We start from the raw sequence: 25,005 nt of genomic DNA, 5'->3' as shown, positions 1-25,005 counted from the left end.
CGTCATGCGGATTGCGTCCGCGATTCGGCGATGCCGGCGCTTGTCAGGGACGTGGCAGCGTACGGCCACGGGAGGCGTTCTTGCTCGAGGCGACGCGGTGGTGTGGAGCTGGAGAGCGCTGCGAGGGTGGATTGTTCGGATGGGGTGAGGGTTGAGTCGGGTGCGTCGACTCTGGTCGTGGTGTCGTCGACCGTCAGGTCTTGGTGGGTTTGCAGGGTTCGTCGGTCCATCAGGAGAGAGCGGATGGACGGGATCCGGCTGCGGGCTCGGGAGAGGAGGGTGAAGCCGGCTCGATCGAGGTCGCCCCAGTACCAAACCTCTGCGTTGGCGAGCCATGGGAGGGCTGGGAGCACGTCGAGGAAGTTGCCGAGGGAGTGGATGACGACGAGGCCGTCTGCGTCGGGGATCGGGAGGGCTGTTTCCTTGTTCTCGACTACTAGGGCTTTGGTGGGGGAGAGCGGCAGGGCGGCGATCTCGTCGAGTGGGGCTCGGAGGTGGCGGAGACCGTAGAGGCGAGCGCGGTCGTGCGGGTCGGTGAGGATGACGTCGACATGGCTGGGGAGTGGCTTCAGACCGAGCTGGTCGAGGTCTTGGGGTTCGAGGTCTTCGTCGGTGAAGCGCATGTGCTCGGTAACCTGATCCGGCGCAGGGACCAGGGCGAGTACGAGGCCGCGGTGCTTGGCGAGCCACTTGGTGTGCATGCCGATCACGGGCACCTGCCGGAGAGTCAGGCCGGAGCGCGGGTTGTCGATGAACCACTTGGCGGCGTGCAGCAGGAGCTCGAAGTCGTACGCGTCGAGGTCGACGATCTGCTTGAGATGCGGGTTGATCCGCGACTTCACGGCGCCGAGCGCACGCAGTTTGGGATACCGCTCGTTCGCCTTCCGCCAGTGCGTGCGGGTCTCGACGGCAAGGCCGGCCAAGGCGTCGACGCTCGGTATGTCCAGGTGCGTGTAGATCTGCTGCTGGCCGATGGTCGTCTTGACGGAGCGCTCGCGCAGCGAGATCCCGGGATGGCCGGCGGCCCATTTCCTCCACACGCCGAGCCAGGTACGTACGGCGTGTGCCTCGCGTGCAACGGTGTTCGCCGATGGTGCACCGAGCGGGAACGCGAACCCGTCGGTAGGCCGGCCGGACACCCACGTACGCCACTTGTTGTCGTAGCGCGTGCGGACAGTTTGAAGCACAGCGTCGGGGTCGTACATCACGCGACGTCCTCGGCCGTCAGGTCGAGAGCTTCCTCGATCGTCATGGTGAAGATGCGGACGCTGTTCGGGTTCTCCGGATCACTGTTGATATAGGCAACGGTTTCGACGTGGTTCTCGAAGGCGGTCGCCTTCTCACGAGGGGCCGCGACGATCAGCTGGAAACCCAGCGCACTCAAGGCGGACAGCGCACGCCCCGTGTAGTCGCTGTCGGACTTCACGAACCCTTCGTCCAGAACGATCGAGGCGTACGTCGGAGGCGCCTCGCCACCCTCTCCGAGCCGATACCGCAACGCCGCACCGAGAATGAACGCGATCAGCTCCTGCCCTTCGCCGCCACTCATGCCGGCGACGCCGTCGTGGACGATCTGCACCCCGTCCGGTCGCGTCTCGATGGCCTTGAACTCTAGGTGCTCCCGGGCATCGAAGACGCGCCGGCGCCAGGACTCGCCGGTCTTCGAGAGATCATGGAGCTGGTCGAGGGCCTTGCGGAGTCGCAGGAAGGATCGCTCGATCTGCTCGGCGTCCTGTTCGACGTCCTGCATCAGCGTGTCGCTGGTGTACGCCGTCAGCGTCGCCCGGAACTCGTGGAGGTCCTTGCTCGGCTTGGTGTCGATGTCGATCGTCAGCGCGGACGCTTCCCGGAAGGTCACCCCGGCGAGTACGGCGTTGACTGGGTCGATACCGCGCTGGATCGTCTTCCGGTCCTCGTCGATCTGGACCAGCAGGCCCTGGAGTTGGGTGTTCATGTCCTGATCCACCTTGGCCAGCCACCGCGATCGCGTCCGCGGCAGGTCGTCGGTCAGGATCTGCTGGTGGATCGCGAGCAGCGCCTCCAGGCTCTCGATGTTTTCGTCGATCTCCTTGGCGCTTTTCTCGTCGAGGTTGCGGTACGCCCGGATCGTCGCAAGCACCGAGCCTTCGAGCGTCTCCCGATCCTTCTCGTGCTGGAGGATCTCCGCGCGCAGATCCTCGACGGCCTTCCGGTAACTGGCCAGTACAGCGGCCTTCATCGCCGCCTCGACGTTTCCGTCGAGGGTGAACTGCGGCAAATTGAACGGCAACTTGGCCAACCCGGCCCGCTCGTCAGCAGTCAAAGGCTCCTGGCCGTCAAGCAGGCGAGTCGCCTCGTCTTTGCGGTCGCCGATCCACTCCCAGAGGTTCTCCAGTTGCGCCTTGCGTTTGCCGAGCTCCACCAGTGCTTGGCCGGTCTCGTTTTTCAGCTCCTGAGCCTCATCGAGCCGTTGACGACGATCCTTCAGCTCAGGAGTGTCGACGCCGGTGATCTGCGTCCGCAGGTCGCCGATCCGCCGCTGCAGCGGTTCGAGGTCGAACTCGGTCCAGTTCAGTTCGTCGCGCAGCTTCTTCAGCCGCTCGCTCCGCTGAAGCCCGTCAACGTACTCGGCGAGCAGGTCGGTCGCGTTCTGCTGAGCGACGCGGTTCTCCTCACGGAGTGCGGTGAGCTCGTCGTTGAGTTCGCTGCGCAAGTGGTGCGTGTCCCAGCCGATCCAGGTGTACCGGGCCGGCCGGTCGTCCTTCACGAAGCGGTCGTGCGTGCCGGTGCGCATCCCCGAACGGGTGACGGCGCCGATCGTGCCGCGGGGACGAGGTTCGTTCAGATCGGTGTCCCGCTCGACATAGCAGTACGGGAAGCGATTGAGCTCCGCCTGGATCCAATTGCGGCACGGCGAGTCTGCGATGTCGAGCAGCGCCGGGATCGTCCCGTCGATCGGCTCGGCAACCGGGCCGGTCGCTGTGGCCTTTGCCAACGTCACCGCGGACCGCATGTCGTGATCGTTGACGTACTTGCGTACATTCGGCAGATCGCGCTCGTCAACGACGAGATCCTTGACGAGCCCACGAAGTACGACCTGGACCGCCTTGGACCAACCGCGGTGCTGTGGCTTGATCTGCAGCAGCTCCCCGGCATACGGCAGCCGTTCGACAGGAACCTTGGTCGCAGCAGCGATCCGGGCTCGGACGTTGTCAGCCTCCGGCGGAATGTTGGTTCGCGCGGTCTGCAAGCGCTTCAGCTCCACCTCGAGGTCTTTTACCTTCCCGGCCAGCTTGTCGGCTCGAGCAGCCGCAGTCTTGCTCTGTGCAGCGTCGGCTCCCTCCACCTCGGCAAGCTCGTCGAGCATCGTGGCGATGCTTGCCTTCGTCAAGGTCACATCGCCCCGGGACGTGGGCAGCGGCAGCTTGAACTCGCCCAACCGAGTCGTGAGCTCAGCTCTGTAGGCCGATAACTTGCTCTGCTGCTCACTAGCGTGCTTCAGCTCGAGGGCGAGGGCCTGCGACGGGTCTCCACCCGCCGCCGTGAACTGGTTCAGCACATCCTGGAACTGCTGCTTCGCTGCCTTGTCATCCAGGGTCGCCTTCTGGAGTTCTTCCTCGACCTCGGCCCGCGCGAGAGCGTTGTCCTCGACCGCCTTCTCTGCCCAGGTATCGATCTTCTCGGCGTGCCAGACCTTCAGCCGCGGTACGTCGTACTTGAGCAACTCCTGCTTCAGCACGTAGTCCGCGCCGGCGGCCTTGTACCGCTCGGCGATCTCCGGCAGCGGGGCAAGCGTCTTCTGGCGTTTACGAGCGTCCTCGAACTCTTTGTACAGCTTGATGGCTTCCTGGTACGCCGCGAGCGCCGTGGTCCACCGCGAGAGCGCCAGCGGCTCGGTGAGGACGAACTCCTTGAACAGGGCGTTGATGTTAAAGATGCCCTTGGACGCCTGCGCGCGTCGGAGCAGCTGCATCGCCAGCCGCTGCGACTCGTCGCTCTTGCCCATCGACATCGCGGTCCGCATCTTCGCGTGCACCCTGGCCTGCGAGTCAACGATGTCACCGCGCGACACATCGATCAGCGGCGTCAGGGTCGCCTTGGTGAGCGGCGCCGCGCCGGCCCGCACGGGGCGGAGGCCATTCAGCTGCTCGAGCGGGAAGTCGTCGTGAACCAGCCCGTACACCGTGCTTGAGTTGATGTCGTCCGCATTGCTGGTGTCCGGCGACACCCAGACCAGGCGGAACACGGTCACCTTGCGACCATCGTCGTTCGTCCACGTGATCGCAGTACCGCTGGCGAAGCCGTTCGAGCCGGGCGGCCGGAGGTACGTCGTGGTGCCCGACCGCTTGTCCTCGCCGCGGCGACGGTCGGTCAGGCCGCGAGCGTACGTGTAGACGGTGCGTTCGCGCTTGCCGGCCTTGTCGTCGCGTGCCGCCTGGTTGAACTCCTGCGGATTCGGCATGATGACCGACGCCAGTGCGTCGAGCATCGTCGACTTGCCGCGGCCTGATGGTCCGAGGATCGCCGTACCGGCGTGTCGGACGCTCATGGTCTGCAGACCGCAGTACCCGCCCCAGTTGAGCAGCTGAACCCTGGAGATCCGGAACTGATCGTTCATGACGGCTCCTCGGATCCGGCTGCATGCTGAAAGACTGCCTCGAACCGCAACAGTTCGTCTGGGCCGATCAGCGGGACGACGGCAGGTGATACGACGTACAGATAGCCGGCGTCCTGGTCGGCCCGGAGGAGATTGAGATCGTCCAGCGCCTGGATCGCGGCATCGACTCGCCGGTCGAACTTGGCGCCGTCGCCGTCGCCCTCCTCCCGGTACGTCCGCAGGAACTCCTCGATCTGTGACTTGCTCACGACGACCGCGCCGTCCTCGTCGTCCGAATAGATGTACTCCTTACGGAGATAGATCAGGAGGAGCGAAGCGTCCCTCGACAGCTGCCGCTTCCGCTTGAGCACCCGCGGTGCGCTCTCGTCCGGGTCCTGGATCTTGAACGCGACGCCCATCTCGTGGTCGACCATCAGCTGCATGAAGCTCTCGGCGAGCCGCTCGCGGAGATCGTCCTCATGCGCGACGACCGCGTCCCATGTGGTGCGGTTGTCGCCGCGGGTGATGAACAGCGAGGACTGGAGTGTGATCAGGGCGCGGCGGGCCTCCATCGGGAGCCCAGAGCCGGCCGGTTCGCCGAAGGCGTTCTCTTCGTCGTACTCGGACATCATGACCTGCCTCCGACATCGATCCGCTGATCGAAGACCAGATGTGGGAGGACGATCCGCAACGGCGTCTCCCGATTGGCGTCGATCATCACCACTTCGCTCTGCTCGGCGTCGACGTGCCCGTGCGCGATCGCCAGATCGAGCAGGGTGACCAGCGCGCCCAGACGCTGGAACTCGGGCGGGGTCGCCTCGAACGCCTCGGCGCCGCTGACCAGGTGCCGTTCGCCGACGAGCTGATTGATGGTCCGTGCGACAGCCCGTGGGCTCGTACCGGCGGAAAGCCGCAGCGCCGCTCGATCGGCCGCTGGCAGCGCCGTCTCAGCGGGCGCCGAGTCGACGACGACCTTTTGCCGGCCGGGGTCGGTCCAGAGCGGGTACTGCGTGATGTCGACGACTTGGAAGACGCCGATCTCCAGTACGGCGTCGCTCATGACCCGCGCACCGGGTTGCTGCTCGGCCCACTGCGCGCCGGCGTACAGCGCTCGGTCCGCCAGGTTGATCAGGCGCTGATATCTGCCATGGGCCGACCGGGTGAGGAAGCGGCGTAGTGACGCCGTCCAGCGCAGGTAGCTCTCCTGGACCCGGAGCTCTGCAGCGAGCAATGTCGCGAGCATTGTCTCTAGTTGCTCGCGCTCGCTGTCAGTCATGTGTTCGCGGGCGAAGTCCTGGTCGAGGATCGAGTCGACGTCGTGACGGATGTTCGCGGCCTCGCGCGACGTGAGCATCTTGGCGAAGCCTCGGTACGCCTGTCCTTCGGGGGTGTCGCTGAGCAGGTCGTGCTCGTTCAGGTAGTCGTCGACCAGGTCCGCCTTCGTCGGGCCGTCGACCATCGCTCGACGGGCGACGCGTTGATGACGGTCCTCCACGAGGCTCCCCAGGCGCCGGAAGTCCGCGGGCAGCGATCGCGTGAGAGCGAGGATCTCGCTCAACTGTTGCTGCATCTCCTCGGGCGTGGCCAGCCGGACTCGTCCGGCTGCGACTGCCTCGCGCTGTGTCTGGAGCTTCTCGATCTGCTCGTCGATCCGCCGTACCTGCGCCTCACGGTCCGGATTGGTCATGTCGGCGAGCTTGTGTACCGCGTTGGCGATGCTGCCCAGCCGCGCCGCCGAAACGCTGTTCCCGCCTTCCACGACCAGCCGCACGATTTGCAGCGCGGTCAGCGATTCCTTGGTCAGCGCATAACGAAGGCGCCCGGTCTCCTTGTTGTCGGTACGCAGCCATTTCGCGTCGATCCAGTCGCTGCAGTACTGCTCCGGAGTCCGCTCACCTTGGCGGTCGACACGCTCAAGAGTTTCTGCGATCCGTTCGTGGAACCACTCGGCCGACACCCATTCCTCAGTAGATGTGAAGTGTTCGGCGAACAGCGGCAGGACCCACACACGGTGCCGCGCCGACAGCAGCTTGCATGTCGGGTTCTCCGCGAGCGCGTGCGCAATCGCCTCGAGACTGATCCCCCAACCAGTCGGCATAGTCGTACTGGTATTCACAAATTCCTCCCCGTTGGTGTCTATCGGTCGTCGGCGGGCAAATGTTTCAAGCGCCGAAGACCGCGAGCCATCGGTGGCCGGTGACTGGGCTGGACTTCTTCTCGCAGGACGCGGCTGGGCTGGAGGCCTCGATCGTCGCGCAGGAATTCGACCCGGCAGTGCGATGGCGACTGTCGCAGCGGTGAAAAGATCAGGGCAGCGCTGAGCCAGCGGTACCTCGGGTGCTCGATACCCAGCGCTCGGAGGTCAGCTGGGCACGCGGAGACGCCTTGGACGACGGCGTGCGGCACCTCGGGAGCTACGAACGAGGTCCTGATCCGATAGTCGATGGCATGCCCGAGCAGACTCCACTGCGTCATGGCGCGTCCCGGTGCGACCGGAAGGCGAACACGGCGGACCGGCAACTCGGCCACGACGGATCGCTTCACAGCCGCCGAACGGGGCAGCTGCGCTTCGAAATACCTCCTGAGCGGATGGTTCTCCTGCCCCAGGGCTGAGGTGAGGCTCATGTCCCCGGACCCTAGACACTGCCACCGACAGTATCTGAACAGTTGCTAACAGACAGGAGTATCCGGATTGGTAGCAACTGTTGCTTGAGGGGCGGCGGTGTCAATGGAGAGCTCCGGGCCTTCGGTTGGAATTCCTCTACACTAGGGGGAGTGGTGTTGAGGTTTTCCTGCGTGGGAGGTGTTGCTGTGATGCCGACGATCGATGAGCTGCTGGCTGAGCTGCCCGACACGTTCCGTTACTCCGAGGCGTTGGAGCAGATCAGTGAGCGTCAGCTTCGCAGGTTGCTCGCGGACGGTCGGATCACGGTTGTCTCGCGTGGTCTGTACCGAAAGAGCGAGTGGCTGGGCGACGATGGCCTGATTGAGATCGCGTCCAAGTCGCCGCGGGCCACGATTTGCTTGCGTTCGGCGCTGGCCAGGCATGACCTGATCGACGATATTCCGGCTGAGCTGGATGTTGCGGTTCCCCGTGGGTCGTGGATGCCGGAGACGATGGCTCCGGTTCGTTGGCGAAGCTTCGATCCGGCGACGTTTTCGATCGGGCGGGAGCTGCTGGATATCGGGGGTGGCCGTAGTATCGGGATCTACTCTGCTGAGCGGAGCATCGTTGATGCCTTTCGGCTGCGGCATCTTGACGGTTCCGATCTGGCGAACGAGGCGTTGAAGCGTTGGTTGCGGCGGGGAGGTCAGCCGTCGGAGCTGCTGCGGATTGCGATGGCGTTCCCGCGCACGATCACGCCGTTGCGTCAGACACTGGAGATACTTCTTTGAGCCCAATCTCTCGGGGAACGCCTGCAGGGGACGCCTACCTCGATCTCAAGAATCAGGCGCAGCGGACAGGGCGCACGACCCAGGAACTGCTGCAGCTCTATGTCCTTGAAGGGTTCCTCGCCCGGCTGGCTGCCAGCGACCTACGCGACAGCTTCGTCCTGAAGGGCGGTGTATTGCTTGCCGCGTTCGATACACGTCGCCCGACGAAGGATGTCGATCTTGCCGGCATAAAAGTGGTCAACTCCACTGAGGCGGTGCTCGATCTCGTTCAGACGGTACTTCGTGTCCCGGTCGCCGACGACGGCATCGAGTTCTTTCCCGAGACTGCTACCGCCGACGTCATCCGGGACGAGGAGCAGTACTCCGGCGTACGGGTTCATGCCGATGCCCGAGTGGCCAGTGCGCGGCTGACCTTCCACGTAGATGTCAATGTCGGGGACCCGATCTGGCCCGAGCCGGCCACGGTCGCGGTCCCGCGGTTGCGTGGCGGCGACCCGATCCGGTTGTCCGGCTATCCGATGCATATGGTTCACGCCGAGAAGATCGTCACGGCTGTTCAGCGAGGCATTGCCAATACCCGATGGCGTGACTTCGGCGACATCTGGACCCTTGCGCGGCGGCATCCGGTTGCCGGTTCGGACCTCCAGCGTGCGATCCTCGAAGTCGCCAAGGCTCGCGGCGCGACCGTCGCACCGCTTTCTGAAGTTCTCGAGGGATATCCCGAGTTCGCTCAAGCCAAGTGGGCGGCTTGGCGGCGTCGCATTGGTGCGGATCATCTGCCCGAGCAGTTCGTCGAGGTGCTCGACGGGGTGCTGCGGTTCGCCGACCAAGCACTCCGCGCGGAAGTCAACGACCTGACCTGGGCCCCAGACACCGGGAGCTGGCAGAGCTGATGCGACATTAGCTGCAAGAGGTTGCGAGCATTCTGGTCCGGGGAGTATCTGAACGCCCCTGCACCACGGTGCGCAGGACTGGACTGCTCCAGGCAGCGATCGATGTCGTGGCCGGTGGAGTCTCCGTGACCGCCAGGCTTGGTTGCATTCGTCTGATCGGCGGTCCAGGTCGTGTCCTCGGAGATGCGCACCAGCCACGACGTCTTCGACCATTCGGCGAACGCAATCTCGTCAGATGAGGTCGGGGTCGTCGAAGGCGTGTTCGAGGGCTTGGGCGGCGGCGGGGTTGGCGGGTTGGCGGTGGAGGTAGGTGTCTTGTGTGAGGGAGACTTTGGCTTGGCCGAGTTGGTCGGCGATTTGGCGGGCGGTGTGGCCGGCGTCGTCGAGGGCGGTGGCCGTGGTCTTGCGGAGGGCGTGGGAGCGGATCCAGGCGAGCTTGTCCGATTCGGAGGGTTTCGTGGCTTCGCTGAGTTGGGTGAGCAGGTCGGGGCTGTTGTCGAGGTCGATGCTGTAAGTCTTGGCGAGGCTGGAGATCAGTGGGTGGGTGGGTTTGAGGCGGCCGGTTTCGATGAGTTCGAGTCTGGTTTGGGGCCAGCCCAGGATGTGTGCGGCTTGTTTTCGGCTGAGGCGTTTCTGGCGGCGGAGGGCGCGGAGCGTTTGGCCAAGTTCGCGGCGGGCGGTGCTGGCGACGGGGGACAGGGCGGTGCGGAGGGCTCGGCGTGTGTTGGAAGGGTCGCGATAGCCGCCGATCGAGTTGGGGAAGATGGGGGCGTCGGGTTCGGTGTCGGTCGCGTAGCGGGCACGGAGGCTGGTGGTGGCCCAGGTGGGGAGGCTGAGGACGCGTTCGCCGGTTCTGGATTTGGTGGTCTTGCGGATCAGTCCTTCGCCGGGCGGCCGGGCGATGGTGTGGGTGATTTCGACCTTGTCAGCTTCGAGGTTGACTTGGTGCCATAGGACGGCGAGGGCTTCGCCGATGCGGACTCCGGTGCCGAGCATGAACGTGACTAGGTCGGGAAGGTCGGCTTGCAAGGCGTGTCCGTCTGCGGTCAGGGTCTTCTGCAGCAGGGTGACTTCTTTGGTGGTGAGGGCTCGGGGTGGGTTCTTGGGTTTGGTTTCGATGGTGTCGACTTCGCGGGCGGGGTTGATGGTGAGGGCTCCGTAGCGGACGGCGAGTTTCATGGCGCCGGAGATGATGGCACGGCAGGTTCTGGCGGTGGGGGCGCCGGCGTGTTGCTTGATGCTGGTGAGGACTGTGTCGAGGCGCTGGGTGGTGGCTTCGCCGATGTGGAGTTCGCCGATGGCGGGACGTACATGGTTCTTGAGGGACCGCCGGTAGGTGCCGAGCGTGGTGGGTGATCGTGTGCCGTCGGCGACCAGTCCTTCGAACCTCTTCTCCCACAGGTCGAGGAGGTGGTTGATCTTGTGGTTCGTGCTGAGGTCGCCGGAGTGATTGGTTCGAGCGCGGTTCTGGAGCTTGAGGAGTAGGGCGGTTCGTGCGGCGGTCTTGGTGGTGCCGGTGGCGGTGACGGCGCGGACTTTGCCGTCGTGGTCGCGGAACCTGGCGTGGGCCAGGTGTTTGAGGGGTTTGTGGTTCTTGGTGGTCTTCAGGGTTCTGGTGGAGATTTCTCCCCAGGTTCCGATGGGCAGTGGTGTCCTTGGCATGTGTTGCCTCCAACCGGTGTGGGCGTTGCTTGTTCAACGCTTGGCGGTTGCGGGGCCGGCGAGTCGGAGAGGTCGCGCAGGCACGTGATGTGACGCACAGTCACGACTAGATGAGGCCAGCAGATCCGGGTCGGCGAGAGAGCCGAGGCGGCTGAAAGCGTCGAATAAAAGGTGTCCTGCGGGCATGAAGAAGCCCAGGCCACGCTGTGACCTGGGCGTTTGTGCGCCGCCAGGGACTCGAACCCCGAACCCGCTGATTAAGAGTCAGCTGCTCTGCCAATTGAGCTAGCGGCGCCGGTTTTGCATTCGCGCTTGCTTGCGAACGAAGAGGATCGTAGCAGGGGGATCGGGGAGATGCGAAATCGGTTAGTGGGTGAGGACGGTCATCGCGGCGTTGTGGCCGCCGAGGCCGGAGACGGCGCCGCCGCGGCGGGCGCCGGAGCCGCAGATGAGGAGGTTGGGGACGTCGGTTTCGGTGCCCCAGCGGCCGGTGTCGGCGGGGGTGGTGGCCCAGGGCCATTGGAGGTCGCCGTGGAAGATGTGGCCGCCGGGCATGCCGACGGATGCCTCGATGTCGTACGGCGTCTTGGCCTCGATGCAGAGGTTGCCGTCGGCGTCCCGGGCGATGCAGTCGGCGAGCGGTTCGGCGAGGTACGACTCGAGGCCGGCGAGTACCCGGCGGGTGGCCTCGGCGCGGGCCGAATCGTTGTCGGAGGCAAACAACCGGGCGGGGAAGTGGACGCCGAAGACGGTCAGCGTGTGGTAGCCCGCGGCAACCAGCGCGGGGGAGAGGATCGACGGGTCGGTCAGCGAGTGGCAGTACACCTCGGACGGCGGTACGGCGGGTAGCTCGCCGCTGACGGCGGTGCGGTACGCCGACTCCAGCTGGCTGTAGTCCTCGTCGATGTGGAACGTACCGGCGAACGCCCGCGCCGGGTCGTCGCCCGACTTCAGCGCCGGGAGGTGGCGTAGCAGCAGGTTGATCTTCAGCTGCGACCCCTCTGGCTTCTCCACGCCCGCTTGACCACGTAGCGCAGCCAGGGTCGACGGTGCGACGTTCGACAGCACCCAGGTGCAGTCCACGGAGCGCTCGCCGTCGCCGCCGAGCCAAGTGACCGAGCCGCGCGTCCCGTCGACGTCCACGGACGTGACTTCCGCGTTGGTGACCAGGGCGGCGCCTGCGCGTCGTGCGGCCGCGGCCAGCGCGTCGGTGACTGCCCCCATGCCGCCCACCGGTACCCGCCACTCGCCGGTGCCGTTGCCGATCAGGTGGTACAGGAAGCACCTGTTCTGGATCAATGACTCGTCGTGGAGGCCTGCGAACGTACCGATCACGGAATCGGTCGCGACGACGCCCCGGACGGTGTCGTCGGAGAAACGGCGCTCGATGGTCTCTCCGAGCGGCCGCTCGACCAGCTCGTCCCAGAGCGCAGAGTCGACGCGGGAGCAGATCTCAGCGGCCGGCTGGAGTGGTTCGAGCAGGGTGGGCGCTACAGCCGCGGCCAGCGAGCCGACAGCACCGTAGAAGTCGGTCCAGGCCTCGTACTCCGTGTCGCTGCCCGTGAGCGTCCGGAACGAGTCCCTGGTGCCAGGGCCTTCCGGCCGCTCCACCAGGAGGCCGACGTCGCGTCCACCGCGGCGTACCGGCGTGTACGACGCCACGGCGCGTGAGCGGAGGTCCAGGCCGAGCCCTAGGTCGGCGACGATCTTGTCGGGCAGCAGGCTGACCAGGTACGAGTACCGCGACAGCCGTGCGTCAACGCCCGGGAAGACCCGCTCGCTGACCGCTGCGCCGCCGGTGTGCGCCTGTTGCTCCAGGATGAGCGTGGAGAGCCCGGACTGGGCCAGGTACGTGGCAGCGACGAGGCCGTTGTGCCCACCGCCGACTATGACGACGTCGTAGAAGTCCTTCATCCCACCGGCCAATCGAGCGTGTGATAAGCGGCGTCCCAGAACATCCATTCGTAGCGGCACGTCATGGCGAAGTGCTGGTGACAACGTTCCCGCTCCGCGGTGCCGACGTCCAGTGTGTCTGTCACCGCAAGCACCTGTTCGACCACCGTGTCGAACTCCTCCGAGCCGTACGTCGCGATCCACTTCGCGTACAGCGGGTCCGGCGACGACCGCTTGAGCAGCTCGCGCCCTACGTCCCGGTAGATCCAGTAACAGGGCAGCACGGCGGCCACGGCCTCGGCGTACGTGCCCGTGGCGCACACAGCGGTCAGATAGGACATGTACGCCGTTGTGGTCGGCCCGGAACCGGCCGCGTCCACGTCGGCCGATGTGAGACCGAGGGAGTCCAGCAGCGACGCGTGCAGCTCCCGCTCGACGGCGATCGCGTTGGCGGCGTGCAGCGCGAACATGCTGACCGCGTCCTCGTCCGTCGCCCGTGCCGCGACCAGGCTGAGCGCCCGCGAGTACGCACGCAGGTAGTGGCTGTCCTGGGTGATGAAGTACCGGAACGCGTCGTGGTCCAGCGTCCCGTCGGTCAGGCCGGTGATGAACGGGTGCTGGACGATCTGCTCGTACACACTGCCGGCACCGCGCTCCCACAGCTCGCTGGAAAACGTCATCCCCACTCCTCACCGTCGACTGCCACCGACCTTATCCACCGGGCGCGCACGGATCACGAGACGCAGATCACCTCGGCGCCCTACTCTGAAGCATGGGTGCACTCGAAGGGATGCCGCCGGAGACTCCGCTGCTCCGGCAGATCCGTGCGTCGGTGATCGGCGACGACCAGGTGATGCCCGGTCCGTACGGTCCGCGGCGGGTGACGTACGCCGACTACACCGCCTCCGGCCGCGCCCTGACGTTCCTGGAGGACTTCATCCGCGAGGAGGTCCTGCCGCGGTACGCGAACACCCACACCGAGTCCAGCGGGACCGGTCTGCAGACCACCCGGCTGCGCGAGGACGCCCGGCGGATCATCCACAGCGGCGTCGGCGGCGACGACGAGACCGCTCTGATCTTCTGCGGCTCCGGCGCGACCGGCGCGATCGACAAGCTGATCGGGATCATGGGCCTGCGGATCCCGGCCGAGCTCGACGACACGTACCACCTGACCGACCAGATCCCGCCCGACCAGCGCCCCGTCGTCTTCATCGGGCCGTACGAGCACCACTCGAACGAGCTGCCCTGGCGCGAGTCCATCGCGGACGTGGTGATGATCAGCCAGGACGCGGACGGCCACATCGACATCGACCAGCTCGAGTCGCGGCTGCGGCAGTACGCCGCCCGCCCGCTGAAGATCGGCTCGTTCTCGGCGGCGAGCAACGTCACGGGCATCGTCAGCAACACGCAGCGGGTGTCCGCCTTGCTCCACCGGTACGGCGCCCTGTCGTTCTGGGACTGCGCCGCGGCCGCGCCGTACGTCGAGATCGACATGTACGGCGGGCGCGACCAGGACCCGCTGTCGTACAAGGACGCGATCTTCCTCAGCCCGCACAAGCTGATCGGCGGTCCGGGCACGCCCGGCGTGCTGGTCGCGCGGCGCGAGCTGCTCCGCAACCGGGTGCCCGACGTACCCGGCGGGGGCACGGTCGCGTACGTGAACCCGCTGGAGCACCGGTACCTGGACGACCCGGTGCACCGCGAGGAGGGTGGGACGCCGGCGATCATCGGGTCGATCCGGGCCGGGCTGGCGTTCCAGCTGAAGCAGGCGGTCGGGATCGACGTGATCCGCGCGCACGAGGACGCGTACCTGCGGCGCGCGGTCGAGGCGTGGAAGAGCGAGCCGAACCTGCAGATCCTCGGCAACCTGGACGCGGAGCGGCTGTCGATCGTCTCGTTCGTGGTGAAGGGGCCGTCCGGGCGGTACCTGCACCACAACTTCGTCGTCGCGCTGCTGAACGACCTGTTCGGCATCCAGTCCCGCGGCGGCTGCTCGTGCGCCGGACCGTACGGTCACGCGCTGCTGGGGATCGACCTGGCCCGGTCGCACGAGTTCGAGGAGGAGATCCTGCACGGCTGCGAGGGGATCAAGCCGGGCTGGGTGCGGGTCAACTTCAACTACTTCATCTCCGAGGCGGTGTTCTCGTACGTCGTGGAGGCGGTCAAGCTGGTCGCCCGGGACGGGTGGCGGCTGCTCGGCGACTACCGCTTCGACCCGGCGAACGGCCTCTGGCGGCACCACCGTGGCCCGGTGGAACCGCCGATGCGGCTGTCCCAGGTCGGGTACGACGCCGACGGCAGGCTCAGGTATCCGCGGCACGACCACACCGCGCCCGAGTCCGCCCTCGACGACTACCTCGCCGAGGCCCGCGAACTGCTGGCCACCTGCGCCGAGAACCAGGCCGACCCCGACGGCCAGGTCAACAGCGGCTTCGACCACCTCCGCTGGTTCGAACTCCCATCCCGCTGTCTCACCCGCGACTAGCGGGCGCCGGCGGTCTCGAGGATCTTGGTGATCTCGGTGTAGCCGCGGGAGCGGGCGTGCTGGAGCGGGGTGACGCCGGCCTTGTCGGCGAGGCTCGGGTCGGCGCCGGCGTTGACGAGGGTCTGGACGATCTCTTGCCATGGCTTCGTGCCCTTCCCGAGGATGATCGCCTCGAGCAATGCGGTCCAGCCGAGGTCGTTCACGTGATTGACGTTCATCGTCGTCTTGACCGCCCGCCGCACGTAGTCGACGTGACCGCGTTCGCTCGCCGGGATCAGCGACGTACCGCCGAACCGGTTCCGCAGGGTCAGGTCCGGGTCCGCGGGCAGGAGGGTCTCCAGCATCGCGACGCTTCCGGTGACACCGGTGACGAGCCAGGCGGAGTCCTTCCGGTCGTCCTGCGCGTCGGGATCGGCGCCGAGCCGGACGAGCAGGCGGGCCACGTCCACCCGGTCGTTCAGCGACGCGAGCAGCAGCGCCGTACGGCGATGGTCGTCGCGGGATTCGAGCTTGGCGCCGGCCGCGAGTGCTGCGGCGGCTTTGTTGGTGTCGCCCGCAGTTGCCGCACCCAGCAGGTCGCCGGCGGTCGCTCGAGCGTCCAGTACGGCGCTCACCGCCTGCTGACCACGGTCCTTCGCAGCCTGCACCGGGGTGGTGCCGTCGTTGACAGCGGGCTTGTTCCGGTCGGCGCCGCCCGCGATCAGCAGCCGGACGGTGTCGACGTACTGCGGGGTGCCTTTGCCGAGGATGACCGCCTCGTGCAGGGCGGTCCAGCCGAGGTTGTTCACGTGGTTGACCGCGACACCTGCCTGGATCAGCCGCCCGACGACGGCAGCATGACCGCGTTCGGCGGCGCGGATGAGCGCCGTACCGTGGTAGCTGTCGAGGCTGCGGACGTCCGCGCCGTGCGCGAGCGTCAGGTTGAGCAGGTCGAGGTAGCCCTCGCTGGCCGCGATCAGGAACGCGCTCTGGACGGTGTTGTCGAGCGCGTTGACGTCGGCGCCGACGTCGATCAGGCGCTTGGCCGTGGGCACGTCGTTCTTCCAGGCTGCGGCGATCAGTTGGCTGTCGAGGGTGGACGGCACGGTGGCGCTCCTCGATGGCGTTGGGGTTGGTTGGGGAGTGCTGGCAGCTTCAGCGGAGCACGCGGTGGTCGCCGCCATCAGCAGGACGGCGACCACGGCGATCGGGCGGCGTGTCATCGGCGCGGGTTGAGCGTGATGACCTGGTACGGCGGGACCGCGGTGGCCTCGTCGAACTTGCTGTCGACCACCAGCAGCCGGCCCTGGGCGAGCTTGGCGGTGGTCAGCACCCGGTCGGGGTCGGTCGGCTTCGCGGACAGCAGCCGCGCGGTCGAGCCGTCGGCCGAGAGCCGGAGCGTGCTCAGCACCTTGGAGAAGTTCCGCACGACCCAGAGGGTGTTGCCCTGCTGGACCAGGCCGTCGGCGTTCACCAGGTCGGCGCCGGCGGTGTCGACGGCGGTGGCCTTCGCGGTCCGCAGGTCGAACCGCCACAGCTTGCCGACGTTGCCCTGGGCCACGACCAGCGCCTTGCGGTCGGGGGAGAGCACGATGCCGCCGAGGTTGAAGCCGTCCGCGGTCTGGATCGTCCCGGTCGCGTCGGCCCAGGTGCTGACGGTCCACTGGCCGTGCCGCTCGGCGACCCGGAAGATCTGCGGGGCGTTCGAGTTCGTGAAGTAGGCGGCGCCGTCCGGGCCGATCACGATGTCGTTGAGGAACGAGCTCGGTACGCCGGTGCGGAGCGCGGCGAGCAGCTTGCCGTCGCGGCTGTAGACCCACAGGTCCGGAGCGCCCGCGTGGTCGATCCCGTTCGGCCCGCCGGCGACGTACACCCGGCCCTGGGAGTCGACGTTCACGCCGCGGGCGGTCCAGCGGCCGTCGGTGCCGTCGCCCTTCAGCCACTCGATCGCGTTCGGGGTGTTGACCTGGCCGCGGTGGATCTCACCGCCGGTGGTCTCGGAGACGTAGTAGTTCTTGGTCCGGGCGTCGTACCCGATGCCCTCGAACTTCGAGCCGCCGGGGTCGCCGGGGAGCTCGTAGGTGCTCGGACGGGCCGCGAACGCCGTCGAGGCGCCCACGCCGAGCAGCGTGGCGGACAGGGCGAGGGTGGCGGACAGCGAACGGACGGACATCTGAACCTCTCAAAGGGTCGGTGGATTTCGAGCTGCCACCAGCTTCCGTCCGCGGCACCCGCCGGCACGACGGGTGTTCGGCCATCAACGGATAGCCGAACGGATGATTCGGAACCGGCTCCACCCGGCCTACGATCGGCTGAACATGTCTACTGCGCACACACCGTCGATCCTGAGCCATGCGACCCGCCTGGTGGCAGCACTGCACGCCGCGCTGGTCGTGCTCGTGCTGGCGTCCGTGGTGCGCTATCTGACCGGCCACGGGTTCACCGAGCGCGGTCCGTGGATCCTGCTGGCGGCCCTGGTGCTGCTGGCGACGTACGGCGCGTACCGTCTGCTGCCCAGCCGGGTCTGGCTGGCGCTGCTGGTGCTGGAGTGGTGCGTGCTGGTGTTCCTGGCGCCGTCGTTCGCCTGGTGCGCCGTGCCGCTGTCGTTTGTCGCGCTACGCATCCTGTCGTTCCGGCCGGCCTGTCTGGTCGTGGCCGGCATGGTGGTGGTCACCGTGGTGCAGTGGACCCGGATGACCGACCGGCTGGACCCGACGATCGTGCTGGGGCCGGTGTGCATCGCAGTGCTTGCCGTGGGCGCCTATCGGGCGCTGGAGCGGGACGCCCTGGCCAGACAGGCGTTGCTGGACGAGCTGCACGCCGCACAGGGCGACCTCGCCGACGCGCAACACCAGGCCGGGGTGATCGCCGAGCGGGCACGGCTGTCGCGAGAGATCCACGACAGCGTGGCGCAGGGCCTGTCCAGCATCAACCTGTTGCTGCAGGCCGCAGAGCGAGAGTGGGACGACAAGCCCGCTGTAGCGCGCCAGCACGCGGCCCAGGCAGCAGCCACCGCACGGGACGGTCTGGACGAAGCCAGGAGAGTCGTGCGCGACCTGGCACCCGCGGAGCTCGCCGCAGGTCTGCCGGACGCACTCCGCAAGACCTGTGAGCGGTTGTCCGCTCACAGCGACCTCAAGATCCACGTCCAGGTGCACGGTACGCCGGTGAAACTGGACTCGGAAGTGGAGACCGCACTGCTCCGCACGGCCCGCGGCGCGGTCGCCAACGTGCTCGAACACGCGCAGGCGGACTCGGCTTTCGTGACGCTCACCTACCACCCGGACGCGGTCGTCCTCGACGTTGTGGATAACGGCCGGGGCCTTTCGCGATCTCATGTCAAGATCGATTCCGACCGCGGCCACGGACTGGCCGGCATCCGGGAACGATTGAGACAACTGGGAGGAACGCTCGTGCTGGAGAGTGAACCGGGGGACGGTACGGCGTTGGCCGCTTCGATCCCGCTGCAGGCCACCCCGACGAAGATCGCGACAGACGGATGATCCGGGTGGCACTGGTCGACGACCATCCGGTCGTCCGGGCCGGCGTCCGGGCGCTGGTCGACGGCCAGGAAGACCTGACCGTCGTCGGCGAGGCGTCGGACGCGCACAGCGCCGAGCAGCTGGTCGCGGCGGTCCGCCCCGACGTGGTGCTGATGGACCTCAACCTCGAGCCGGGCGCGGGCGGCGCGGAGGTGACCGCGAAGCTGCGTGGGATGGCCGAGCCGCCGTACGTGCTGATCCTGACGACGTACGACACCGAGGCCGACATCATGGGCGCGATCGACGCGGGCGCCTCCGGATACCTGCTGAAGGACGCGCCGCCGGAGGACCTCTTCCGGGCGATCCGCGGCACCGCCCGCGGCGAGACCGTGCTCGCGCCGGCGGTCGCGGCCCGGCTGGTCCGGCGGACCGGTCCGACGCTGACCGAGCGCGAGGTGGAGATCCTCGGCCTGCTCGCCACCGGCAAGTCGAACCGGGAGATGGCCAAGACGCTGTACGTCAGCGAGGCGACGATCAAGTCGCACCTGCAGCACATCTACACCAAGCTGGAGGTGGAGACCCGGGCCGCGGCCGTGGCGCGCGCGATCGAGCAACGCATCATCCGTGCGGTCAGCTGAGTATGGTCTGAGGGTGAGCAGCTCCGAGGACGACGACAGCGGCAGCGAGAGCCTCCTGACAGTGTTGGTCGCACTCAGCGCGAACCTGCTGATCGCGCTCGCCAAGACGGTCGTCGCGGTGATCACCGGGTCCGCGTCGATGGCGGCCGAGTCCGCGCACTCCTGGGCCGACACCGGCAACGAGATCTTCCTGCTGGTCGGGGAGCGCCGGGCGCGGAAGCCGGCCGACCGGACGCATCCGCTCGGCTACGGCCGGGTCGGGTACGTCTGGTCGATGTTCGCGGCGTTCGGCCTCTTCACGGTCGGCGCGGCGGTGTCGGTGTGGCACGGCATCCAGTCGCTGGAACACGGCGAGGCCGAGGCCTCGTCGTACGGCTGGGCGTACGCCGTGCTCGGCGTCTCGTTCGTGCTCGAGGGGATCTCGTTCACGCAGGCGCTGCGGCAGACGAAGGCCGGGGCGCTGGAGCGGATGCTGCGGCCGTGGCGGTACGTCCGGATCACCTCGAACCCGGTCCTGCGGGCCGTGTTCGTCGAGGACCTGTCGGCGTTGATCGGCATCCTGATCGCGGCGCTCGCGATCCTGATGCACCAACTCACCGGCAACGCGGCGTGGGACGCGGTCGGGTCGATCGTGGTCGGCATCCTGCTCGGTGTGGTGGCGCTGTTCCTGATCAGCCGGAACATGGACTTCCTCACCGGCGAAGCGGTCACGCCGCTGGCCCGGAACCGGGTGCTCCGGGCGCTGCTCGAGCACCAGGACATCGAGCGGGTCACGTTCCTGCACATGGAGTGGGTCGGTGCCGACCGGATCTTCCTGGTCGCGGCGGTCGATGTCACCGGCAACGACGTCGAGTCCGAGGTCGCCGCCCGGCTGTCCGCGATCGAGGACGCGCTGAACGCCCGGCCCGAGATCCAGCAGGCGATCCTGACGCTGTCCCGCCCCGGCGACGCCACCAGCCTGCAGCCGGGCGAACTGCCCCGCTGGTACGTCGAGCCGCAGTCCTAAGGCACGTTCGCGAGGAAGGTCTCGCGGTCGACGATCACCCGGACGTGCTCGCAGTCCGCGACCAGCTGGCCCGCGGAGTTGGTGGCGCGGATCTGGAAGCGCAGGTGGTTGCCGTCGACCTCAGGGGCGTCCGCCGTGATGTCGACGGTGTCGCCGACACGGGTCGGCATCCGGTGCCGCATGCGGACCGACGTACCGACAGTGGTCTGGCCGGCCGCCAGCAGTGGCCGGGCCAGTTCGATGGCGGCGTACTCGAGCCAGGTGATCAGCCGGGGCGTGGCAAGCACCTCCACGTCTCCGCTGCCGACCGCGATCGCGGTGTCGGCGGGGGTCACAACATGTCGCACGGCGAACTGTCCTTACTCGAGGTGTACGCTTCCCGACCGTGGAGCCCGTACACGTGGCGGTTTCGGCTTTGGCTGCATTGTTGCCGATCACCAACCCGGTCGGTGCGCTGGCCACCTTCGCAGGCCTGACCGACGGCGCCGACCGCCGCGCGATGCGCCGTCAGGCGGTGATGACGGGCGTCTACGTGCTCGCCATCCTGACGGTGTTCGCGCTGCTCGGCACGCTCGTGCTCGAGGGCCTCGGGATCGGCCTGCCCGCGCTGCAGATCGCGGGCGGCCTGGTGGTCGGGCACTCCGGCTTCGGGATGATCGTGTCCCGGCAGACGCTGACCGACGACGAGAAGACGCATGGTGTGGCCAAGCCGGACGTGTCGTTCTCGCCGATGGCACTGCCGCTGGTCGCCGGCCCGGGCGCGATCGGCGTCGTGATCGCGCTCACCGCTCGGCACCCCGGCATCACCAACCGGCTCGGCGTGATCGTCGGAGTGGCCGTGATTGCGGCCTTGGTGGCGGTGCTGCTCCGCTTCGGTACGCCGCTGGTCGACAAGCTCGGTCCGACCGGGCTCGGGGCGCTGAGCCGGATCATCGGCTTCCTGACGCTGGCCATCGGCGTCGAGCTCGTCACGCACGGCGTACTCGCCGCGAAGTAAGGCCCGGCGCCCACCTGGACGCCGGGCCGGTTCTGTTCCTTACTTGCCGGTCGTGGAGACCGGCGGGAGCTTCCACGCCTTGCTCTCGGCCAGCGCGGTCAGGTCCTTGACGGACAACAGGGGAGTGGCGCGGGTGTGGCCCGGCTTCCCCTTCTCACGGGCACCGTTGTAGCTGGTGAGGCTGATGCTGCGGCCGTCCCGCCGTTGCAGCAGAACGTAGTTGCTGACGACACCGAACTCCGCCTGACGGCTGTCGGTGTACTCCGGCGACTCCTTCTCCACGTACAGCGTCGAGCCGTCCGGCAGCGTGCTGCAGCCTGGGCCGACCGGTACGCACCGGGGCTGCTCGCGGCCGCCGGAGAGCAGGACCTCCACCCGGGAGGCGCCGTGGCCGTCGTTGACGACGTACGCCGCTGCGCTGAAGCTGCCGTCACCCCAGGTCTCCGGCTTCGAGATGGAGCGGCCAGGGGTGGTAAGGAGCGTCTTGAGGGTGCTGAGTGTCTTCTTGTTGCTGGCGGCGTGCGTGGTTGATGGCGTGCCGCTCGGGATCGGCGACGGCTTCACCGAAGCGGACGGCTTGGTGATCGCGCTCGGCGTACCGGCGGCCGCGCTGTCGGCGGGGGAGCTGAGGACGTGGATGCCGCCCGCGATCAGGCCGGCGGTGGCCAGTACGGCGCCGGTGCCGCCCGCGGCGAGCAGCGTCGTACGCCGGCGGCGCAAGCGGGTGCCCTGTACGACGGTGCGTTCCAGCAGGTCGGGGGAGACGGGCTCGAGGTTCTCGGTGGCCCGCCGCATCAGGTCGGTGAGGTTGTTCATGGGTTCTCCTGAGCTCAGAGGGCGATCAACTGGTCGGCGCCGTCACCAAGGACCGCCCGCAGGCGTTCCAGGGCTCGGGCGGTGCGGGTCGTGATCGCACTGGTCTTCTTGCCAAGATCGAGCGCCACCTGCTCGACGCTGCGATCTTCGAAGAACCGCAGCACCAGCACCGCCCGATCCAACGGCGCAAGCTCCCCCAACGCACTCTGCAGAGCCACCCGCAACTCCACGTCCCCGGCCCGCTCCACGACCTCAGGCAGCTCCCCAGTTGGCCGTTCCCCCCAACTCTTCCGCCGCCGCTGAGAGATGTAGGTACGAACGAGAGCCGTCCGCGCATACGCCCCGGGGCTGTCGATCCGCCCCCACGCCTTCATCAGATTCGCGAGCGTGTCCTGTACCAGATCCTCTGCGTGATGCCGGTCTCCACACAGCAACCAAGCAGTCCGGTACATCCGCGGTATCTGCACCCGCGCGAACTCCTCGAAGTCCTCGCTCGTACCCATCCACACCTCCAGTAGCTGCCTCTACCCACAGAGACGCATCCACCAGAGCGTCAGGTCACACGAGGATCAGAACACCTTGGAAAGAACCCACACAGCAAACGCCAAAACCCCCACGACGAAGGTCACCACCACCACAACCCCATACCCGAACCAGGCACTCCCACTCAACTTCACGGATGAATCCTCCCACGCAACCACCCAAACCCGACCACAGCAGCCAAGCCAACAACCAAACCCGACCCAGCAACCGAGCCAACAAGCGAACCCGACCCAGCAGCCGAGCCAACAAGCGAACCCGCCCACAGCAGCCGAGCGAAGCGAAGGCGAAAAGGGGTGCGGGTGGCGGAGCCCCCGCTCCGCGGCAAGCGAAGCGCAGCCGCACAAATGACGAAGCCGACCAAGTCGCGCGATTTTGCGCGACATGGCCGGCCATCGGGTGAGTGACGGGACTTGAACCCGCGACCACCTGGACCACAACCAGGTGCTCTACCAGCTGAGCTACACCCACCATTGCCGCCCGAACTGCGACGGCTGAGCAATCATAGCGATGAAGTGGCAGGACCAAAAATCGGCAGGTCAGGAGGCGGTTGGGCTGTCTTCGGCGGGCGCCGTGATGAGGCTGGCGGCGGCCCGTGCGGTGCTGGAGTCGGGCCCTGGCTGCGGCACGAAGACGGTCTCCCGGTAGTACCGCAGTTCGTCGATGCTTTCGGTGATGTCGGCGAGGGCGCGGTGGTTGCCGTTCTTGGCGGGCGTCGCGTAGTACACGCGCGGGTACCACCGGCGTACCAGTTCCTTGATCGAGCTGACGTCGACGTTGCGGTAGTGCAGGTGGGACTCGACGCGGGGCATGTCGCGGACCAGGAAGGTGCGGTCGGTGCCGACGGAGTTCCCGGCGAGGGCGGCCTTGCGGGGTTCCTTGACGTACGACGTGATGAAGTCGAGCACCTGCTGCTCGGCGTCGGCGAGCGGGATGCCGCCGGCGAGCTCGTCGAGCAGCCCGGAGGCGGTGTGCATGTCGCGGACGAAGTCACCCATCTGCTCGAGCGCGCCCGGGGGCGGCGCGATCACCAGGTCGATCCCGTCACCGAGCACGTTCAGTTCGTAGTCGGTGACCAGCACCGCGACCTCGATCAGGGCGTCGTTCTCCAGATCGAGGCCGGTCATCTCGCAGTCGATCCACACCAGCCGGTCGTTCATGGGCACCCACCTTACGGCGAGGGCCCGACAGTACGGCGACCGCGTACCCGGTCAGCGCGGCGCGTGTCCGATGTGGACGCTCCGGACGGACAGTACGGCGAGGTCGGTGCGACGTCCGAGGAAATACGGCCCTTCGGGGTCCAGCAACTGCCGCCAGACGTCGACGTCTTCCGGACTGAGCCACTCTTCATCCGGGACCGCATGCCCGTGGCCGTGCCCATGCCCGGTCAGCCGCTCGATCCGCGTCCGGAACCCGTGCACGACCCTGTCCAGCCGCTCCGCCGTCAACGGCGCCGGTGTCTCGCTCAGCACGCTCCGGGTCGTCACGTCGACCAGCCCGGCCCGCGTCAGCGCCTCGGTCCACCCGTACGGCATCGGCACCGACCCCGGCAGCGAGTCGCGCATCACCTTGAACCATCGGTCCTGCGCCACGTCCAGCCGCAGCTCCAGCCCGGGTTCGCCGAGCCCCAGGTCCCAGGGCAACTGCCGCGACGGCATCCCACCTTCGGCGAGCGCCAGCCGCCCGCCGCCGGCGAGCAACCGAGCCAAAGCGTCCACAGCTGCCTGCTGATCGGCGGCGTGGTGGACCGAGGCCGATGCCCAGATCAGGTCTGCTGGCGCACCGATTGCCTCACGCAACGGTTCCGCTCCGTCGTCCATCGACGCCAGTTCGCACCGCACCAGCCCGGCCGTGTGCTCACGCGCCTGCTCCAGTACGTCGGGGTCCGCGTCGATCGCCACCACCGTCGCGCCCGGTCGCGCCTCGGCGAGCGCTTTCGCCATGCCGCCCCCGCCACACCCCACGTCCGCCAGTACCTGGTCACTGTCGCGGACGAGCGTGGCCGCCACCGCGGCGTTCCAATCGGCTTCGCCTTCGGCGGAGGTCCGCAGCCGCCCGGCCTCGCCTGCCCAGTCGATCTCGATCATGGCGACCAGTCTGGCAAAGGGGGCTAGGTTGGCGCGGTGATCACCACCGAGCGCCTGACGCTGCTACCTCTGCGGGTCGAGTACGCCGTACCGATGGCAGAGGTGCTGTCCGACCCGGCGCTCTACACGTTCACGGGTGGGGAGCCGCCGACCGTGGCGGTGCTCGAGGCGCGGTACCGCCGCCAGATCGCCGGCCCCGACCGGGAAGATGAACAATGGCTGAACTGGGTCGTCCGGTCCGAGGACAAGCTGATCGGCTACGTTCAGGCCACGGTCACCGGAAGTACGGCGGAAATTGCCTGGGTGATCGGCACCGCGTGGCAGGGCCGGGGATTCGCGAAAGAAGCAGCACAGGGACTGGTCACCTGGCTGAGGGCAGGAAATGCCCGCCGGATCATTGCACATGTGAATCCGGAACACACCGCGTCGGCCGCCGTGGCAGCCGCGATCGGTCTCGCGCGCACCGACGTACTGGAGGACGGCGAGTACCTGTGGAGCACGGCAGACCCGGCCTGAGCCGGGCCTGCCGATCGAACAACCGTCGGAAGGACGGCC

General features: G+C 67.4%; 22 protein-coding genes and 2 tRNA genes. 8 read left to right on the top strand and 16 right to left on the bottom strand.

Annotation, left to right across the window (positions count from 1 at the left end):
- Nucleotides 1-2 precede the first annotated feature (2 nt).
- From ACFV9C_RS30865 to ACFV9C_RS30850, 4 genes are read right to left on the bottom strand one after another with little or no spacing between them, the layout of a single operon-like run.
- Entirely contained in the window at nt 3-1,205 is a 1,203-nt protein-coding gene (locus ACFV9C_RS30865; protein WP_380199058.1) for a Wadjet anti-phage system protein JetD domain-containing protein, read from the bottom strand.
- Nucleotides 1,205-4,597, bottom strand: a complete 3,393-nt coding sequence (locus tag ACFV9C_RS30860; protein ID WP_380199057.1) for an ATP-binding protein — start codon at nt 4,595-4,597, stop codon at nt 1,205-1,207. The genes ACFV9C_RS30865 and ACFV9C_RS30860 overlap by 1 nt, the downstream gene beginning before the upstream one ends.
- Nucleotides 4,594-5,205 carry a DUF4194 domain-containing protein gene (locus ACFV9C_RS30855; RefSeq protein ID WP_380199056.1) on the bottom strand — a complete coding sequence of 204 codons (612 nt, stop codon included), beginning with the start codon at nt 5,203-5,205 and terminating at the stop codon, nt 4,594-4,596. Before ACFV9C_RS30855 ends, ACFV9C_RS30860 begins: the two co-directional genes overlap by 4 nt.
- Nucleotides 5,205-6,674: a DUF3375 family protein gene (locus ACFV9C_RS30850; protein WP_380199055.1), complete on the bottom strand. Its 1,470-nt coding sequence runs from the start codon at nt 6,672-6,674 to the stop codon at nt 5,205-5,207. Before ACFV9C_RS30850 ends, ACFV9C_RS30855 begins: the two co-directional genes overlap by 1 nt.
- A 716-nt stretch (nt 6,675-7,390) precedes the next feature.
- Between ACFV9C_RS30850 and ACFV9C_RS30845 the strand changes: the two genes are divergently transcribed.
- On the top strand, nt 7,391-7,972 hold the full coding sequence (locus tag ACFV9C_RS30845; RefSeq protein WP_380199054.1) for a type IV toxin-antitoxin system AbiEi family antitoxin domain-containing protein: 582 nt from the start codon (nt 7,391-7,393) through the stop codon (nt 7,970-7,972).
- Nucleotides 7,969-8,865: a nucleotidyl transferase AbiEii/AbiGii toxin family protein gene (locus ACFV9C_RS30840; protein ID WP_380199053.1), complete on the top strand. Its 897-nt coding sequence runs from the start codon at nt 7,969-7,971 to the stop codon at nt 8,863-8,865. Before ACFV9C_RS30845 ends, ACFV9C_RS30840 begins: the two co-directional genes overlap by 4 nt.
- Nucleotides 8,866-9,096: 231 nt before the next feature.
- On the opposite strand, the gene ACFV9C_RS30835 is transcribed toward ACFV9C_RS30840, so the two are convergent.
- The 4 genes from ACFV9C_RS30835 to tenA form a co-directional block, all read right to left on the bottom strand.
- Entirely contained in the window at nt 9,097-10,527 is a 1,431-nt protein-coding gene (locus ACFV9C_RS30835) for a helix-turn-helix domain-containing protein (RefSeq protein ID WP_380199052.1), read from the bottom strand.
- Between the two features lie 222 nt (nt 10,528-10,749).
- Nucleotides 10,750-10,822 (bottom strand) — tRNA-Lys (locus tag ACFV9C_RS30830).
- A gap of 71 nt (nt 10,823-10,893) precedes the next feature.
- Nucleotides 10,894-12,441, bottom strand: coding sequence for a phytoene desaturase family protein (locus ACFV9C_RS30825; protein ID WP_380199051.1), 1,548 nt, complete (start codon nt 12,439-12,441; stop codon nt 10,894-10,896).
- Nucleotides 12,438-13,100, bottom strand: a complete 663-nt coding sequence (gene tenA / locus ACFV9C_RS30820; RefSeq protein WP_380199050.1) for a thiaminase II — start codon at nt 13,098-13,100, stop codon at nt 12,438-12,440. Before tenA ends, ACFV9C_RS30825 begins: the two co-directional genes overlap by 4 nt.
- Before the next feature lie 92 nt (nt 13,101-13,192).
- Here tenA and ACFV9C_RS30815 point away from each other — a divergent pair, with 92 nt between their 5' ends.
- Nucleotides 13,193-14,905 (top strand): aminotransferase class V-fold PLP-dependent enzyme, encoded by a 1,713-nt coding sequence (locus ACFV9C_RS30815; RefSeq protein ID WP_380199049.1) that lies wholly within the window; start codon nt 13,193-13,195, stop codon nt 14,903-14,905.
- Here ACFV9C_RS30815 and ACFV9C_RS30810 read toward each other — a convergent pair.
- Nucleotides 14,902-15,990 (bottom strand): ankyrin repeat domain-containing protein, encoded by a 1,089-nt coding sequence (locus tag ACFV9C_RS30810; RefSeq protein ID WP_380199048.1) that lies wholly within the window; start codon nt 15,988-15,990, stop codon nt 14,902-14,904. The genes ACFV9C_RS30815 and ACFV9C_RS30810 overlap by 4 nt on opposite strands.
- A gap of 113 nt (nt 15,991-16,103) precedes the next feature.
- Nucleotides 16,104-17,057, bottom strand: a complete 954-nt coding sequence (locus ACFV9C_RS30805) for an SMP-30/gluconolactonase/LRE family protein (RefSeq protein WP_380199047.1) — start codon at nt 17,055-17,057, stop codon at nt 16,104-16,106.
- Between the two features lie 145 nt (nt 17,058-17,202).
- On the opposite strand from ACFV9C_RS30805, the gene ACFV9C_RS30800 reads away from it, so the two are divergent.
- From ACFV9C_RS30800 to ACFV9C_RS30790, 3 genes are read left to right on the top strand one after another with little or no spacing between them, the layout of a single operon-like run.
- On the top strand, nt 17,203-18,387 hold the full coding sequence (locus tag ACFV9C_RS30800; RefSeq protein ID WP_380199046.1) for a sensor histidine kinase: 1,185 nt from the start codon (nt 17,203-17,205) through the stop codon (nt 18,385-18,387).
- The gene (locus ACFV9C_RS30795) at nt 18,384-19,004 is read left to right on the top strand and encodes a response regulator (RefSeq protein WP_380199045.1); all 621 of its coding nucleotides are present in this window, start codon (nt 18,384-18,386) and stop codon (nt 19,002-19,004) included. The genes ACFV9C_RS30800 and ACFV9C_RS30795 overlap by 4 nt, the downstream gene beginning before the upstream one ends.
- 13 nt (nt 19,005-19,017) lie before the next feature.
- Entirely contained in the window at nt 19,018-20,010 is a 993-nt protein-coding gene (locus ACFV9C_RS30790) for a cation diffusion facilitator family transporter (RefSeq protein WP_380199044.1), read from the top strand.
- On the opposite strand, the gene ACFV9C_RS30785 is transcribed toward ACFV9C_RS30790, so the two are convergent.
- Entirely contained in the window at nt 20,007-20,357 is a 351-nt protein-coding gene (locus ACFV9C_RS30785) for a thioesterase family protein (protein ID WP_380199043.1), read from the bottom strand. The genes ACFV9C_RS30790 and ACFV9C_RS30785 overlap by 4 nt on opposite strands.
- Before the next feature lie 38 nt (nt 20,358-20,395).
- Here ACFV9C_RS30785 and ACFV9C_RS30780 point away from each other — a divergent pair, with 38 nt between their 5' ends.
- Complete coding sequence (locus tag ACFV9C_RS30780; RefSeq protein WP_380199042.1) at nt 20,396-21,007, top strand: MarC family protein; 612 nt, start codon at nt 20,396-20,398, stop codon at nt 21,005-21,007.
- A 39-nt stretch (nt 21,008-21,046) separates the two neighbouring features.
- Here ACFV9C_RS30780 and ACFV9C_RS30775 read toward each other — a convergent pair whose 3' ends face one another.
- From ACFV9C_RS30775 to ACFV9C_RS30755, 5 genes are all read right to left on the bottom strand, one after another.
- Nucleotides 21,047-21,823: a hypothetical protein gene (locus ACFV9C_RS30775; RefSeq protein WP_380199041.1), complete on the bottom strand. Its 777-nt coding sequence runs from the start codon at nt 21,821-21,823 to the stop codon at nt 21,047-21,049.
- A 14-nt stretch (nt 21,824-21,837) separates the two neighbouring features.
- Nucleotides 21,838-22,326, bottom strand: coding sequence for a SigE family RNA polymerase sigma factor (locus ACFV9C_RS30770; protein WP_380199040.1), 489 nt, complete (start codon nt 22,324-22,326; stop codon nt 21,838-21,840).
- Nucleotides 22,327-22,761: 435 nt separating this feature from the next.
- Nucleotides 22,762-22,834, bottom strand: a tRNA-His gene (locus tag ACFV9C_RS30765).
- Between the two features lie 68 nt (nt 22,835-22,902).
- On the bottom strand, nt 22,903-23,523 hold the full coding sequence (gene orn, locus ACFV9C_RS30760) for an oligoribonuclease (RefSeq protein WP_380199039.1): 621 nt from the start codon (nt 23,521-23,523) through the stop codon (nt 22,903-22,905).
- 51 nt (nt 23,524-23,574) lie between these two features.
- On the bottom strand, nt 23,575-24,450 hold the full coding sequence (locus tag ACFV9C_RS30755) for a class I SAM-dependent methyltransferase (protein WP_380199038.1): 876 nt from the start codon (nt 24,448-24,450) through the stop codon (nt 23,575-23,577).
- A 36-nt stretch (nt 24,451-24,486) separates the two neighbouring features.
- On the opposite strand from ACFV9C_RS30755, the gene ACFV9C_RS30750 reads away from it, so the two are divergent.
- Entirely contained in the window at nt 24,487-24,966 is a 480-nt protein-coding gene (locus ACFV9C_RS30750) for a GNAT family N-acetyltransferase (protein ID WP_380199037.1), read from the top strand.
- Nucleotides 24,967-25,005: the final 39 nt, after the last annotated feature.

Source organism: Kribbella sp. NPDC059898 (assembly GCF_042730855.1).
Classification (GTDB): domain Bacteria; phylum Actinomycetota; class Actinomycetes; order Propionibacteriales; family Kribbellaceae; genus Kribbella.
Note: the sequence above shows the minus strand (reverse complement) of the source record. Positions and strands in the feature narration are given on the sequence as shown.

Excerpts from the sequence above, each read along its gene's own strand:
- ACFV9C_RS30815 (WP_380199049.1), top strand. The coding sequence starts at position 13,193 with ATGGGTGCACTCGAAGGGATGCCGCCGGAGACTCCGCTGCTCCGGCAG.
- ACFV9C_RS30770 (WP_380199040.1), bottom strand. The coding sequence starts at position 22,326 with ATGGGTACGAGCGAGGACTTCGAGGAGTTCGCGCGGGTGCAGATACCG.
- ACFV9C_RS30795 (WP_380199045.1), top strand. The coding sequence starts at position 18,384 with ATGATCCGGGTGGCACTGGTCGACGACCATCCGGTCGTCCGGGCCGGC.
- ACFV9C_RS30850 (WP_380199055.1), bottom strand. The coding sequence starts at position 6,674 with ATGCCGACTGGTTGGGGGATCAGTCTCGAGGCGATTGCGCACGCGCTC.
- ACFV9C_RS30805 (WP_380199047.1), bottom strand. The coding sequence starts at position 17,057 with ATGTCCGTCCGTTCGCTGTCCGCCACCCTCGCCCTGTCCGCCACGCTG.
- ACFV9C_RS30800 (WP_380199046.1), top strand. The coding sequence starts at position 17,203 with ATGTCTACTGCGCACACACCGTCGATCCTGAGCCATGCGACCCGCCTG.
- ACFV9C_RS30775 (WP_380199041.1), bottom strand. The coding sequence starts at position 21,823 with ATGAACAACCTCACCGACCTGATGCGGCGGGCCACCGAGAACCTCGAG.
- ACFV9C_RS30865 (WP_380199058.1), bottom strand. The coding sequence starts at position 1,205 with ATGTACGACCCCGACGCTGTGCTTCAAACTGTCCGCACGCGCTACGAC.
- ACFV9C_RS30860 (WP_380199057.1), bottom strand. The coding sequence starts at position 4,597 with ATGAACGATCAGTTCCGGATCTCCAGGGTTCAGCTGCTCAACTGGGGC.
- ACFV9C_RS30845 (WP_380199054.1), top strand. The coding sequence starts at position 7,391 with ATGCCGACGATCGATGAGCTGCTGGCTGAGCTGCCCGACACGTTCCGT.
- ACFV9C_RS30835 (WP_380199052.1), bottom strand. The coding sequence starts at position 10,527 with ATGCCAAGGACACCACTGCCCATCGGAACCTGGGGAGAAATCTCCACC.
- orn (WP_380199039.1), bottom strand. The coding sequence starts at position 23,523 with ATGAACGACCGGCTGGTGTGGATCGACTGCGAGATGACCGGCCTCGAT.
- ACFV9C_RS30825 (WP_380199051.1), bottom strand. The coding sequence starts at position 12,441 with ATGAAGGACTTCTACGACGTCGTCATAGTCGGCGGTGGGCACAACGGC.
- ACFV9C_RS30855 (WP_380199056.1), bottom strand. The coding sequence starts at position 5,205 with ATGTCCGAGTACGACGAAGAGAACGCCTTCGGCGAACCGGCCGGCTCT.
- ACFV9C_RS30755 (WP_380199038.1), bottom strand. The coding sequence starts at position 24,450 with ATGATCGAGATCGACTGGGCAGGCGAGGCCGGGCGGCTGCGGACCTCC.
- tenA (WP_380199050.1), bottom strand. The coding sequence starts at position 13,100 with ATGACGTTTTCCAGCGAGCTGTGGGAGCGCGGTGCCGGCAGTGTGTAC.